The 14,593-nt window shown below is 58.0% G+C and carries 10 protein-coding genes; 6 read left to right on the plus strand and 4 right to left on the minus strand.

Annotation, left to right across the window (positions count from 1 at the left end; translation table 11 throughout):
- Nucleotides 1-69 precede the first annotated feature (69 nt).
- On the minus strand, nt 70-2,385 hold the full coding sequence (locus tag AFK65_RS17395; protein ID WP_038856182.1) for an ATP-binding protein: 2,316 nt from the start codon (nt 2,383-2,385) through the stop codon (nt 70-72).
- Entirely contained in the window at nt 2,385-4,241 is a 1,857-nt protein-coding gene (locus AFK65_RS17400) for an ATP-binding protein (protein ID WP_007702225.1), read from the minus strand. Before AFK65_RS17400 ends, AFK65_RS17395 begins: the two co-directional genes overlap by 1 nt.
- Nucleotides 4,242-4,781: 540 nt before the next feature.
- Here AFK65_RS17400 and AFK65_RS17405 point away from each other — a divergent pair.
- Nucleotides 4,782-4,934, plus strand: a complete 153-nt coding sequence (locus AFK65_RS17405; protein ID WP_007778465.1) for a Hok/Gef family protein — start codon at nt 4,782-4,784, stop codon at nt 4,932-4,934.
- Between the two features lie 372 nt (nt 4,935-5,306).
- Entirely contained in the window at nt 5,307-5,459 is a 153-nt protein-coding gene (locus AFK65_RS21350) for a Hok/Gef family protein (protein WP_015742631.1), read from the plus strand.
- A gap of 151 nt (nt 5,460-5,610) precedes the next feature.
- Here AFK65_RS21350 and gltP read toward each other — a convergent pair whose 3' ends face one another.
- Nucleotides 5,611-6,924, minus strand: coding sequence for a glutamate/aspartate:proton symporter GltP (gltP, locus tag AFK65_RS17410; protein WP_032805695.1), 1,314 nt, complete (start codon nt 6,922-6,924; stop codon nt 5,611-5,613).
- Nucleotides 6,925-7,348: 424 nt separating this feature from the next.
- On the opposite strand from gltP, the gene acs reads away from it, so the two are divergent.
- The 4 genes from acs (at nt 7,349) to AFK65_RS17430 (ending at nt 12,801) form a co-directional block, all read left to right on the plus strand.
- Nucleotides 7,349-9,307 carry an acetate--CoA ligase gene (acs, locus tag AFK65_RS17415; protein WP_038856180.1) on the plus strand — a complete coding sequence of 653 codons (1,959 nt, stop codon included), beginning with the start codon at nt 7,349-7,351 and terminating at the stop codon, nt 9,305-9,307.
- A 93-nt stretch (nt 9,308-9,400) separates the two neighbouring features.
- Nucleotides 9,401-9,715: a DUF485 domain-containing protein gene (locus AFK65_RS17420; protein ID WP_032805696.1), complete on the plus strand. Its 315-nt coding sequence runs from the start codon at nt 9,401-9,403 to the stop codon at nt 9,713-9,715.
- The gene (gene actP / locus AFK65_RS17425; protein ID WP_071602479.1) at nt 9,709-11,358 is read left to right on the plus strand and encodes a cation/acetate symporter ActP; all 1,650 of its coding nucleotides are present in this window, start codon (nt 9,709-9,711) and stop codon (nt 11,356-11,358) included. Before AFK65_RS17420 ends, actP begins: the two co-directional genes overlap by 7 nt.
- A 147-nt stretch (nt 11,359-11,505) precedes the next feature.
- Nucleotides 11,506-12,801 carry a Gfo/Idh/MocA family protein gene (locus AFK65_RS17430; RefSeq protein WP_007702239.1) on the plus strand — a complete coding sequence of 432 codons (1,296 nt, stop codon included), beginning with the start codon at nt 11,506-11,508 and terminating at the stop codon, nt 12,799-12,801.
- Nucleotides 12,802-12,834: 33 nt separating this feature from the next.
- On the opposite strand, the gene AFK65_RS17435 is transcribed toward AFK65_RS17430, so the two are convergent.
- Nucleotides 12,835-14,481 carry a Na+/H+ antiporter gene (locus AFK65_RS17435; protein ID WP_007702241.1) on the minus strand — a complete coding sequence of 549 codons (1,647 nt, stop codon included), beginning with the start codon at nt 14,479-14,481 and terminating at the stop codon, nt 12,835-12,837.
- Nucleotides 14,482-14,593 lie beyond the last annotated feature (112 nt).

Raw genomic sequence — 14,593 nt, forward strand, 5'->3', positions numbered from 1 at the left:
GGGCGGAGAGAGGCAGACAGCGGAGGATTCTCAAATCGGGCGGCGAAGGCCGCCGCCCGTGGTGCAAGACTAGAGCTGATAGCGCGCCATCACCTGGCGGTGACGCGTTTCATCCAGTCCGCCTGACATCGCGACATCCAGCCAGTGGATTGGGTGCTTCCAGCCCTGGGTGAATTCACGCAGCATCGCGTCCACTTCCAGCGGCGAGACCGACTGCGGCATCGCCAGCATAAAGTAAATGCCAGGCAGCGTTTCGCCGCTTTCGCTGTCAGTCACCTGATAATCGGACTCGCAATGCACCCAGATGGCGCCGCCGCGCTGGCGCACGCCGTTCACAAAGGCGTTGAACGTCTCTTCGCCCGGATCGACGCCGTCGATAAACCAGCTCGGCGCATACTCGCTCTGCTCAAGGGTTTTCACCACGTTATGCACGGGGATGAAATTCTCGCGCTCTTTTTCATCTTCCGGCGGTGTGTTCAGCAGATTGGCGTCAAACACCACCGACTCGCCCATATGCTGCGGCGCTTTACGCCAGGACGGCTGGAAGACGCGCGCGGTCACCGGGCCCGTGCGCTGGGCAAAATAGTAATGCTCGTCGTGATTTTCAAAGAAACGCAGACGAACGGTGCCCCACTGCTCCTCAACCGGGCCTTCATCGGTGCTGAACTGCATATTAAGACGCGCGCCGGCTTCGCGCACGGTTGTCCAGTCTTCGCTGGCGCTGGCCGCCGTCAGCAGATCCCACAGAATGTTGCTGGCGTCCTCTTCGCGCGCGTCCATCATCGCCACCGCGTCTTTCAGGTACGCCGTGGCGCGATCGTAGGCTTTCTGGCGCATCGCCGCCTGGCCCGCCAGCATCAGCGGCGCAATCTTATGCTGGCCCTGCGGCGTGGCGCGCAGCGCCTGGCTTACGGACTCCAGTTTTTCCCAGTCTTCCTGCGCCTGCGCCACCTGAGCTTCAAACCACAGCGCCACATGCGGGAGCGCATCGCGATAGCTTTCGGCCAGCGCTAAGATGTCGTCGTAACGACGCGCATTCAGGAGTGCGGAGAGCAGATGGAACAGCGGCGCGGCCTCTTCCTGCGGGTGGCGTTTCTGCCAGCCAAGCAGGAGATCCGTCGCTTCGCCCTGCGCCTGGCACGCTTCGAGCGCGGCGCCCGCCAGCATCAGCAGTTCTTCATCGTCAGGGCGCTGCGCGGAAGCGAGCAGCAGCCACTGGGCTTCCTGCTCCGGATCGCGCGTCACGCCTTCCTGCTGGCCGCGCTCTTCCAGCCACGCCATCAGCGATTCGGCAGGCACAGGCAGCTCAACCTGCGTTTCCATGCCCGCTAACTGGCTTGCGAACTCCGCCAGCGCGGCGTCTTCATCGTGCGGGTTACGCAGTTTCGCGGCGCACTGTTTCGCCTGCATCAGGGCACGACGGGCGACCCAGGTAGCACCACGCGCCAGCGCCAGGCGGATATGGGTTTTCGCGACGATAACCGCTTCGCGCCACGCCTGCGCTTCCACGCGCTGTTCAAGGATCAGTTGCAGCGCGCTGCCGGTCTGCCAGTTGTTGTAAGCCGGATTGAGGCGAACCAGTTGCTCCACCACGCGCACCCAGCGCATGCGGTTATAGGCGGTAAGTCGATCCCACGGCAGCAGCCATTCGCGAGCGTCCTCTTCACGCCCCATCAGCGCCAGCACTTCCGCTTTCATCATCATCATGACCTGGCGGACCTGCTCGCTGCTGTTTTCCAGCTCGTCTTCATGAAGCTTATTGATGATCGCCAGCGCTTCGTCATAACGGCCGAGCAGCATCAACGCCTGCGCTTCGTTCTCTTTCAGGCCATTGACATCCTCTTCGCCTGCGGCGCGGCGCTTTTCCATCTGCTGATGCACAAAGGCCAGCGCCTCTTCAACCTGGCCTTTGTCGACCATCGCGAAGAACTGCTCTTCAGAAAGGCACAGAAAGCAGCTGCGCAGCGGGGTGATTTTCGAGAGCGTCTCCTGGCAAACGGCGATACGCTCATCCGCCCAGCCTGGGCCATCCACATTGCTGTAACAGGCGCTGAGATCCTGGGTCACGCAAATCGACTGCGGGCACTCTGCGGCGTCGGCCTGGTGAGCGCGCTCAAACAGCGCCACGACATCGCCCAGCGCCTTTTCGCCTTCGCCAAGGTTGCCGATGCGATGACGCATCTCCCAGTGGCCAACCATCACGTCAATCCACGGGTTGCCTGAGGTTTTTTTCAGCGCGCGCGCTTCCGGCAGCAGCGCTTCGGTTTTACCGGTCTGCACTTCAACAACAGACTCGATAAGCTTATTGACATGCTGCGTGATCCAGGGTTTACCGGCTTCCGCGAGATCCCGCTCATATTGCTCATACCATGCCCAGATATCCATTAGTTGCTTCCTTCTGTTGTCGGTGTAATAAGTTGCGCCGTGATGCAACTGAATGTGTCCAGCGCCTGGCGAAAGTCATACTCACGGGAATCTCCCGTAGCCAGAGCAAGAATAATTTTGAGGCTTTTCAGTAATTGCGTGGCGCCGGGCGCGATGGGTTGCCCGGCACGCCAGGCCTGTGATAAGGCCTTTACCGCAGGATTGTTAAAGTTGATGTAGAGGCGCACCGGCGCCTGTTGCTCGATTTTGCTGGCAAACTGGCGCGCCAGCATCAGCGCGGCGGTGCTCATGCGGCGATCGGCGTCGTCCTGCTCAAGACGCGCTTTAAGCTCGGCGTCACGGTTGACCACCATCACCAGCGGCAGCGTCGCCGGTTCGAAAGAGGACATTACGCACTCTTCGTCGTCGCGCAGCTGTTCGCTCCACCACGCTTCTTCTTCGGCGCTGACGTCATGCAGCGCAAAGAGCTGTTCGTTACCCGCCGAGGTGCCCACTTCCACCAGACGCGCGCCGTAGAGCGTCGCCCAGCGGCGCAGGAACGGCACGACCGCGTAGCGATAACCCAGTGCGACAGGACGGCCCGAAAGCCGGAACAACATCTCTTCAAAACCGCCCTCTTCGCTGAGCATCACGTTCAGCGTGTTGTTCTGGCGCAGCGCTTTAACCGGCAGATCGCCCTGAGAGGTCGGGATCAGCAACTCATCTTTCAGCAGATCGAAGAGACGATCGTCGCAGATGGCCGCGCCGAGCAGCGCTTCGTTATGGCGCACCAGCACGCGCCGCCAGACGGCGGGTTGCTGCTTCGCGAGATCGGCCAGGCCGTTAATCAGCGCCTCGGTGAGCGCCGCCTGCGTGGCGTACCAGGTAACATCGCGCTGTAAATCTTCGCGGCTCGCCGTCGGCGTAAGGCGATTAGATTCGATAACGCCGCCGACAAAACCCGCCCACGGCGGCAGTAGCTCGCGCGCCTGATCGTCGAGCAGCATACCGCGCAGAAACAGCGACAGATTACGGTTATCGCTGGTGCCATACGTCGCGCCATCCTGAAGCCAGAGCATGCCTACCGCGTCGCTGTCACCCGAGGGCTCTACCAGCAAAGTACAGAGCGGTGTAAACGCGCGTTCGAAGCGGCTGGCGAATTCGATATTCTGCTTCTGACGCAGCGCCGGATGCAGCGCCACGCCATCCTGCGACGCGACACGCCAGGGCGGCGTAAGGTGGTTCACCGCGGTCTGTTCTTCACCGACAAACAGCGGCTCTTTCATTAATATGCAGTAGCGGCCCAGCACATCGCCCAGCAGCTTGTTGTTGGCGAGATATAAAAACTCGTCTTTGAGATGCAGCGTGACAGTCGCTCCTGGCTCGCGCGGGCTCGCAGGGGTAACGCTATACGTTTCGCCGCTGGCGGAGGCGTAAAGCCAGCCTTCCCCCGGCGTTTTCCAGGAGGTGGTGTGTACCGTCACCCGCTCCGCCAACACAAAGGCGGAAAGAAAGCCCAGACCAAACATGCCGATAAGCCCTGTTTCGTCGTCCTGCTGGCGCAGATGGCGGGTGTAGCCGACGCCGACGGTCGCCAGGAAATCGTGGATCTCCTGCTCCGTGAGGCCGGAGCCGGTATCGTGAATAACGATAGTCCGGTTTTGCGCATCGCCCGTGACGCGGATTTCCGCAAGCCGGTCCCCGGTGCCCTCTTCCAGTCGACGTCTGACAATCGCGTCGTGCGCGTTTTGCACCAGTTCACGGATGGCGACCATCGGCGTGGAGTAAAGGTGTTTGCTGAGCACTTGCATCAACCCCGGCAGGTTCACCGGCGTTTCGTGTTGTCCTGTTAATGGCGCGCTAATGAGGTTATCCACTGTGACTCTCTTTATATTCCGGCTGTGGTTGTCGGTAGCCTGCCCGGATGGCGCATGTAGGCGCTCACTATCGCGCAGGCATAAGGGAGAGATGATAAGGGTGTACGGCGGCCGGGTATACTATCATTCCCGATAGTTTTCAGGCGTAGCCGGCGCGGCGTCACGCTTTCTCTCTGTATCAGGATACACAACGTGGGCGTTGCTGCGCGCGCAGAAAGAAAAAAGCGGCCTTTAATAACACATTAATGAAAAGCGTTATATTTCCCTGTTACAGCTTTCGTTATTCAAACGCGGAGATTTGCGAGAAAGGCTCCATAATTAATGTAAAAGCCACAAATGAATTACATCAGGCTTTTTATTTAATTTTTTAGCGAAAGGATTATTATAAGCGCGGGTGCTTAAGGCTTTCTGTCTTAAGCAAACGTGAGGGACAGAAAGAAGAAAGCCCCGGCCAATATTTCTATTAACCCGAGGCTATCCCTCAACTCCAAGCAAGTTGAGATTAGCCTCTTACTCTTCAGAATGCAAGGAGTAAAAGGCATGAAGCCACTGCATTATTTACTGGCCTGTTTATTCATGGTCTGCGTAACTATCTTGATTTTTGCATTAATGAATCAGGGTACGTTATGCGAGCTTACCATCAGAAGCGGCAGTCAGGAGGTGGCGGCTAAGCTTGCCTGTACGGGCAAGTAAGGCTCTCCCGGGCGGGGTTTCCTCGCCCGGCTTGCCAGGAGCGGAGGTCTTAACGCACCCAATCCTTTTACCCTTTCTGGTATTTATTCTTTCTGGTTTTTTAAATATTCATATTGCCGAATAACGTTACTTAATTTATAAACCAACCCAATGCAACAAACCCGGCATAAATTACATTTGAATTTTTATTCTCATTTCGAGAAGAGATCATTATGATAAGCGCCGGGTGCTTAAGACTTTCTGTCTTAAGCCGACGCGAGGGACAGAAAGAAGAAAGCCCCGGGCAATATTCCTATTAACCCGAGGCTATCCCTCAACTCCACACAAGTTGAGATTAGCCGCTTACTCGCCGAAAGGCAAGGAGTAAAAGGCATGAAGCCACTGAAATATCTTTTCGCATGTTTTGTTGTATTTTGCGTCACGATATTAATTTTCGCTTTAATTAACCACGGCACGTTATGTGAGTTAACCATAAAGCAAGGAAATAAGGAGGTGGCGGCACGGCTTTCCTGCTCTGACCGGTAACACTCTCCGGGCGGGGTTCGCTCCGCCCGACTTGCTGGCGTTGAGTGCTTAACGCACCCGTTTTTTTACCGCTTCCAGCGCATGGCTTACATCGTCGCAATAAAAAACCCCGCCAGAAGCGGGGCTTGCAAACACGCAGAGGCGCGAAGGATCAATTATTGGCGGTACTGTCGAACCGGCCCAGCACTTCCCGCTCGTAAGCCTGCGCTTTTTTGCGGTCAAACTTGTGTTCCCACTTGGCGATAACCAGAACCGCCAGCGCGTTGCCGACCACGTTCAGCGCGGTGCGCGCCATGTCGAGGATACGGTCTACGCCCGCGATAAACGCCAGGCCTTCCAGCGGAATGCCGACGCTGCCAAGCGTCGCGAGCAATACCACGAACGACACGCCAGGCACGCCCGCGATCCCTTTCGAGGTCACCATCAGCGTCAGCACCAGGATAATCTCCTGACCCAGCGACAGCTCAATACCGTAAAGCTGGGCGATAAAAATCGCCGCGATGCTCTGGTAAAGCGTCGAACCATCAAGGTTAAAGGAGTAACCGGTCGGCACCACGAAACTCGTGATAGACGCAGGCGCCCCGTAGGCTTCCATCTTCTCGATAATCCGCGGCAGCACGCTCTCAGAACTCGCGGTGGAGTACGCCAGAATCAGCTCGTCTTTAAGGATGCGGATCAGCGTCCAGACGCGCAGCCCGCACATCCGCGCCACCGCGCCCAGCACGATCAGCGCGAAGAACAGAATCGCCACGTAAACCAGAATCACCAGCTTCGCGAGCGGCCACAGCGACGCGAAACCAAAGTTCGCCACCGTCACGGAGATCAGCGCAAACACCCCCACCGGTGCATAGCGCATCACCATATGGGTGACTTTAAACATGGTTTCAGAAACAGAACGGAAGACCGTCACCAGCGGTTCACGGTGCGCGGCGGGCAGTGAAGAGAGCCCTAAACCGAACAGCACCGAGAAGAAGATAATCGGCAGCATCTCGCCTTTTGCCATCGAGGCGAAAATATTGGTCGGCACCAGCGACAGAATCGTGCCCATCAGACCGTGAGCATGGCTCTGCACCTCTTCGGTCGTGTGCTGATATTTTGAAATATCCACCGCCGCGAGCTGGGACATATCAATGCCGCTGCCTGGCTGGAACACGTTCGCAAGCGTAATGCCGATGACGATTGCAACGGTCGTGATCACTTCAAAATAGAGGATGGTTTTCGCGCCGATGCGTCCGAGCTGTTTGGCGTCGCCGACACCGGCGATGCCCACCACCAGCGTGGAGATAACAATCGGCACCACGATCATTTTAATCAGATGAATAAAAATGTCGCCAGCCGGTGAAAGGAGATTGGTCACCAGCCATTCGCGGCTATCCGTCTGATAATGGAGAAAACTACCCAGAAGAATACCCAGCACCAGGGCCAGCAGGATCTGCCAGGCCAGGCTGATTTTACTGTTTTTCATAACGACTTTACTTCCTAAATTACAGCGCCATTCCCACGCGTGCTCGAATGAGAACGACGCAAGCTGAAAGGGGTATGACAAACGTTGGGTGATATTGTGGGGTTTTTTAACGCGTTTAATCAGTACCATTTGCACGGCATCCTGCGCAACCCTTTAAGAACAGGCATATTCACTGAAAATTGCCTTAATAACCCTAATTTATCGCGTTAATCATTCATAAGTTTATGTTATTTAAGATGTTATAAAATCGAGTCAGCAAATAATACTTAATGGCAATTATTTTCCTTAAAAGATTCGTTTGATGAATTTTCATGCAGTTTCGGCAATGCGTGATCTGCCGCCCAAAAAGTAAACAAAGCTATTCGCAAGTCTGTTCTTAACTTTTGCGTGACATATCATTAACATCTAAAAGGAGAAAAAAGCCATGAGCCAAATCCATAAACACCCTATTCCCGCGGCTATCGCGGAACGCTGCCTGATTACGCCGGAACAATATGATGCGAAATATCAGCAATCCGTGCATGACCCTGACGCGTTCTGGGGCGAACAGGGCAAAATCCTTGACTGGATAACGCCCTACCAGAAGGTGAAAAACACCTCTTTCGCACCCGGCAATGTCTCGATTAAATGGTATGAAGACGGCACGCTGAACCTCGCGGCGAACTGTCTTGACCGGCATCTCAACGAGCGCGGCGATCAGACCGCCATCATCTGGGAAGGCGACGACGCCACCCAGAGCAAACACATCAGCTATCGCGAACTCCACCGCGATGTCTGCCGCTTCGCAAACACGCTGACCGATCTCGGCATTAAGAAAGGCGATGTGGTCGCCATCTATATGCCGATGGTGCCGGAAGCCGCCGTGGCGATGCTCGCCTGCGCCCGTATCGGCGCGGTGCACTCGGTTATTTTCGGCGGCTTTTCGCCGGAAGCCGTCGCCGGGCGCATTATCGACTCCAGCGCGCGTCTCGTTATCACGGCCGATGAAGGCGTGCGCGCCGGCCGTACCATTCCGCTTAAGAAAAACGTCGATGACGCGCTGAAAAATCCGGGCGTCACCAGCGTGGAACATGTGGTGGTGTTTAAACGCACCGGCGGGAATACCGAATGGCATGAAGGACGCGATCTCTGGTGGAACGAGCTGGTGGAGAAAGCCAGCGCGCATCATCAGCCGGTGGAGATGAACGCCGAAGATCCGCTGTTTATCCTCTACACCTCCGGCTCGACCGGTAAACCGAAAGGCGTACTGCATACCACCGGCGGCTATCTGGTCTACGCGGCCACCACGTTCCTGTACGCCTTTGACTACCATCCGGGCGATATCTACTGGTGCACCGCGGATGTGGGCTGGGTGACCGGGCACAGTTATCTGCTCTACGGGCCGCTCGCCTGCGGCGCCACCACGCTGATGTTTGAAGGCGTGCCGAACTGGCCCTCCGCCAACCGTATGGCGCAGGTGGTGGATAAGCACAAGGTGAATATTCTCTATACCGCGCCGACGGCCATTCGCGCGCTGATGGCGGAAGGCGACAAGGCTATCGACGGGACTGACCGTTCGTCGCTGCGCATTCTCGGTTCCGTCGGCGAGCCGATTAACCCGGAAGCGTGGGAGTGGTACTGGAAGAAAATCGGCAATGAAAAATGCCCGGTCATCGACACCTGGTGGCAGACCGAAACCGGCGGCTTCATGATTACGCCGCTGCCCGGCGCGACCGAACTCAAAGCCGGTTCCGCCACGCGTCCGTTCTTCGGCGTGCAGCCAGCGCTGGTGGATAACGAAGGCAATCCGCAACAGGGTGCCACCGAAGGCAACCTGGTCATTACCGACTCCTGGCCGGGCCAGGCGCGCACGCTGTTTGGCGATCACGAACGTTTCGAGCAGACCTATTTCTCGACGTTTAAAAACATGTACTTCAGCGGCGACGGCGCGCGCCGTGACGAAGACGGTTACTACTGGATTACCGGGCGCGTGGATGACGTACTGAACGTCTCCGGGCACCGTCTCGGCACCGCTGAAATTGAATCCGCGCTGGTCTCGCACCCTAAAATCGCCGAAGCCGCGGTGGTGGGCATTCCGCACAGCATTAAAGGCCAGGCGATCTACGCTTACGTGACGCTGAACCACGGCGAGGAGCCGTCAGCGGAGCTGTACAGCGAAGTGCGTAACTGGGTGCGTAAAGAGATTGGCCCGCTGGCGACGCCGGACGTGCTGCACTGGACCGATTCGCTGCCGAAAACCCGCTCCGGCAAAATTATGCGTCGTATTTTGCGCAAAATCGCGGCGGGCGATACCAGCAACCTCGGCGATACCTCAACGCTCGCCGATCCGGGCGTGGTGGAAAAACTGCTCGAAGAGAAGCAGTCCATCGCGATGCCATCATAACCACGCTTGCATACTGACCTTTCGACCTAACCCTCTCCCCACAAGGGAGAGGGAACAATAACAACCCCTACTTTACTTCTGGAGACTGCGATGATGAATAACGATATTTGTCAGCAGATAGAGAACAGTGCGCCTTACAGGGAGTTAATTCATAAGCGGCAACGGTTTGCCTTCACCCTTTCCCTCATCATGTTGATTATCTATGTCGGTTTTATCCTGCTTATCGCGTTCGCGCCGGGCTGGCTTGGCACGCCGCTCTCGCCCGGCAGCAGCGTGACGCGCGGCATTCCTATCGGCATCGGCGTGATCCTTATTTCGTTTATTCTCACCGGCGTGTATGTCTGGCGCGCCAACACGGAATTTGACCGGCTGAATAACGCCGTGCTGAAAGAGGTGCAGTCATCATGAAAAAGGTCCTTTTCCCGCTGCTGACTCTGCTGTCGCCCGCCGCCCTGGCCGATGCGCTGACCGGTGATGTCCAGCGCCAGCCGACCAACTGGCAGGCCATCATCATGTTCCTGATCTTCGTGGCGCTGACGCTTGGCATCACGTACTGGGCCTCCAAACGCACCCGTTCGCGCAGCGATTACTACACCGCGGGCGGCAACATTACCGGTTTCCAGAACGGACTGGCCATCGCGGGCGATTTTATGTCCGCCGCATCGTTCCTCGGCATCTCCGCGCTGGTTTATACCTCCGGCTACGATGGGCTTATCTACTCGCTGGGCTTCCTGGTGGGCTGGCCGATTATCCTGTTTTTAATCGCCGAGCGGCTGCGTAATCTCGGGCGTTATACCTTCGCGGATGTCGCCTCTTACCGCCTGAAGCAGCGTCCCATTCGCCTGCTCTCCGCCTGTGGTTCGCTGGTGGTGGTGGCGCTCTATCTGATTGCGCAGATGGTCGGCGCAGGCAAGCTTATCCAGCTGCTGTTCGGCCTGAACTATCACATCGCCGTGGTGCTGGTGGGCGTGCTAATGGTGATGTATGTACTGTTCGGCGGCATGCTGGCCACCACCTGGGTGCAGATCATCAAAGCCGTTCTGCTGCTGTTCGGCGCGAGCTTTATGGCCTTTATGGTGATGAAGCATGTGGGCTTTAGCTTCAACAACCTGTTTACGGAAGCGATGGCGGTTCACCCGAAAGGCAGCGCCATCATGAGCCCCGGCGGTCTGGTGAAAGATCCGGTCTCCGCGCTGTCGCTCGGCCTCGGCCTGATGTTCGGTACCGCCGGTCTGCCGCATATTCTGATGCGTTTCTTTACCGTGAGCGACGCCCGCGAGGCGCGTAAAAGCGTCTTCTACGCCACCGGGTTTATGGGTTATTTCTATATCCTGACCTTTATCATCGGCTTCGGCGCCATCATGCTGGTGGGCGCGAATCCGGCGTTTAAAGACGCCGCCGGCGCGCTGATTGGCGGCAACAACATGGCGGCGGTACATCTGGCCGATGCCGTGGGCGGCAACCTGTTCTTAGGTTTTATCTCGGCGGTCGCCTTCGCCACGATCCTGGCGGTCGTCGCGGGACTGACGCTCGCGGGCGCGTCGGCGGTGTCGCACGATCTCTATGCCAATGTGTTCCGTAAAGGCGCGACCGAGCGCGACGAGCTGCGCGTTTCCAAAATCACCGTGCTGGTGCTGGGTGTGGTGGCTATCCTGCTCGGGATTCTGTTCGAGAAGCAGAACATCGCGTTCATGGTAGGCCTGGCGTTCTCGATTGCGGCGAGCTGTAACTTCCCGATCATTCTGCTCTCGATGTACTGGTCGAAGCTCACCACCCGCGGCGCGATGATTGGCGGCTGGCTCGGTCTGCTGACCGCCGTGGTGCTGATGATCCTCGGCCCGACCGTCTGGGTGCAGGTGCTGGGCCATGCCGCGCCGGTCTTCCCGTATGAATACCCGGCGCTGTTCTCTATCGCCGTGGCGTTTATCGGGATCTGGATCTTCTCGGCGACTGACAACAGCCCGGAGGGCAATCTGGAGCGCGAACAGTTCCGCGCGCAGTTTATCCGTTCGCAAACCGGTCTTGGCATCGAACAGGGCCGCGCGCACTAAATCTTTCTCCCCGGCCATTACGGCCGGGGATCACACTTTTTCCCCTCCGCGGTATGCATTCTCTCCGGTCGCGCTACATTAGAAAAATGAAACGTTGTTTTTATTTTATCCATACAACATATCATGTTGCCTGAGAGGACGCTGACCATGAAAAAATACGCCCTGGTGGGAACCGGCGGGCGCGCCGGAATGTATATCGAGGCTATCGGCAAGACATTTCGCGACAGCGCGCAGATGGTCGCGTTCTGCGACACCAACCAGACCCGCATGCGTTACGCTAATCGTCTGCTGGGAAACGCAGGCGCGCAACCGGTGCCCTGTTTCGTCGCCGCGCAGTTTGAAGAGATGATCCGCGATACCCGGCCCGATACGGTCATCGTCACCACGATGGATCGGACCCATGACGACTATATCGTGCGCGCGCTTTATGCGGGCTGCGATGTCATCACCGAAAAGCCGATGACCATCGACGAAGTCCGCGCGCTGCGCATTCTTAACGCCATTGAAGAGACGGGCCGCGAAGTGCGTGTGACCTTCAACTACCGCTACGCGCCGCATCACAGCAAAGTGCGCGAACTACTGATGAACGGCACCATCGGCGAGGTGTTTTCGGTCCATTTCGAATGGCTGCTGAATACCGAACATGGCGCGGACTATTTCCGCCGCTGGCACCGGGAGAAGCGCAACAGCGGCGGCCTGCTGGTGCACAAATCGACCCACCATTTCGACTTAATGAATTTCTGGCTCGGCAGCTACCCGGCGCGCGTCTACGCCGAAGGTGCGCTGCGTTTTTATGGCCGCGAAAATGCCGAGAAGCGCGGCGTCTCGCAGTTTTATCCGCGCGCCCACGGCTATCCGGCGGCGAAGAACGATCCGTTCGCGCTGCACATGGAGGAGAGCGCGCAGCTCAAAGAGCTCTATCTGGAGGCCGAACATGAAGACAGCTACTTTCGCGATCAGAGCGTGTTCAGCGACGGCATCACCATTGAGGATACGCTGTCGGTGCTGGTGAAATACCAGAACCAGACGCAGCTCACCTATTCGCTCAATGCCTATCTGCCACAGGAAGGGCTCAATGTGGTGTTCAACGGCAGCCGCGGACGGCTTGAAATGAAGCTGGTGGAAAACTCTTACGTCAACGGCGGCGGGCTGCGTGAAGCCGAAGGGAGCCTCGACCGTTGCGATATCACGGTTTACCCGATGTTCGCGGCGCCCTGGAAGGCGGATTTCACGCTGGGCGAAGGAGGACACGGCGGCGGCGATAACGCGATGCTGGCGGATCTGTTTGGCGAGCCGGGCGACGACCCGCTGCAACGCGCCGCCGATCACCGCGCGGGCGCGATGTCTATCCTCACAGGCATCGCCGGGAATATCTCGATGCAGCAGCAGCGGCCGGTGAATTTTAGCGAATTTGAACTGGTGCGAAGGCTGGCGGGGCGGTAAAGAAAAACCGCCGGAACGATCCGGCGGTTGGGGTTATTTGCGCTCCATCAGCAGCGCTTCGAGCAAGTCCATATCGTGCAGCATTTTCTGTAGCGTCTCGTTGCTGATCTGCCGCGTGGCGCGCAGATGGTACAGCTCGGCGCGCTCCGCACGCAGCGCGGTCAGACGGAAACGGCGCTCCAGATTTTCCTCAAGCTCGCTGTTTTCCACATCGTTGCGCCCGTCGGCGCGGCGGCGCAGATTGCCCGTCACGCGCGCGGACACTTCTTTCAGCAACTGATCGTCGATGTTCTCTTCGGTATTGGCGGCCAGACGCTCTTCCATTTTCTGGATGGCGGTAATCGCCACTTCCGCCGTCACCGCGCGCGCCATCCGTTCTTCTTTGTGCGCCAGACCGTGATCCGGCGTCTCGACCTGTTGCAGCAAAATCGGCAGCAGGATCACGCCGACAAACAGCGAGAAGAGGATCACGCCTGCGGCAAGGAACACCAGCTCATAGCGCGCCGGGAACGGCGAGCCATCCGGCAGCAGCAGCGGAATGGAGAGCACGCCCGCAAGGGTAATCGCCCCTCGCACCCCGGCGAATGACGCGACCAGCAGTTCGCGCGTCGAGTACTCGCCAAACGTGAGCGGCTTTTTCTTCAGGAAACGCAGGCTAAAGCGCTTCATGATCCACAGCCACAGGAAACGCACGCCAATCAGCGCCCCGTAGATCAGGACGACATCCATGAACAGCATCCAGGTTTCAACGTTCGGATCCAGTTCGGCGGCGGCCAGCGACGTTTCCATAATCCCCGGCAGCTGGAGGCCGAGCATCAGGAAGACCATGCCGTTAAACACAAACTCCAGCATCGACCAGACGCTGTTGGCGCGCAGGCGCATCGCCAGCGGCGCGGTACGCATCACGCCGGAGCGGGTAATAGTCATCCCGGCGGCCACCGCGGCCAGAATGCCGGAGAAGCCGATATGCTCGGCAATCAGGTAAGAGGCGAACGGCAGCAGGAACAGCAGCACTATCTGCGTGGCGGGCTCATCGCCGCCCCAGCGGCTCAGCAGGCGCAGCGAGCGGCCATACAGCCAGCTTACCGCGATACCGGCGAGCAGGCCGCCAATCGCCACTTTTAAAAACTCCAGCGACGCGCCGCCCACGGTGAAGACCATCGTCCCCATCGCAACCGCCACGGCGAATTTCAGCGACACCAGGCCGGAGGCGTCGTTCATCAGCGCCTCGCCCTGCAAAATCCCCATGATTTTTTTCGGGATGCGGCCTTCGCCGACGATGCCGGAGAGCGCCACCGCATCGGTCGGCGACAGCACCGCCGCCAGCGCGAAGGCGGGGATCAGCGGAATGCCCGGCACCATCCAGTAGATAAGAAAACCGATGCCGACGACCGTGACCACCACCAGCGCCAGCGCGAGACCGATGATTTCGCGGCCGTGATCGAGAAATTCACGGGTCGGGGTTTTCCAGCCGTCGGCAAACAGTAGCGGCGGAATAAACAGGACCAGGAACAGCTCCGGATTAAAGTCGACGTGCAGACCGAACGTCGGCCAGGCGAGCAGCGCCCCGATGGCTATCTGCATCAGCGGCAGCGGGATCTGGAATGGCAGCATACGGGTGACGACCCCGGAGAGCGATACCATGAGGGTCATGATGAGGATGGTAAAAAAGATTTCCATGCGGTCTGAGCGGCTCCTTATTATCTGTGATGTAAGACTCACCTCTGATAATAGAACATTGACGCGCCGGAAAAGGAATCAGGTTGTGCCCTGAAAGCAGGAAAAAGCGGGC

The sequence above is a fragment of the Cronobacter universalis NCTC 9529 genome, from assembly GCF_001277175.1.
GTDB classification, from domain to species: Bacteria; Pseudomonadota; Gammaproteobacteria; order Enterobacterales; family Enterobacteriaceae; genus Cronobacter; species Cronobacter universalis.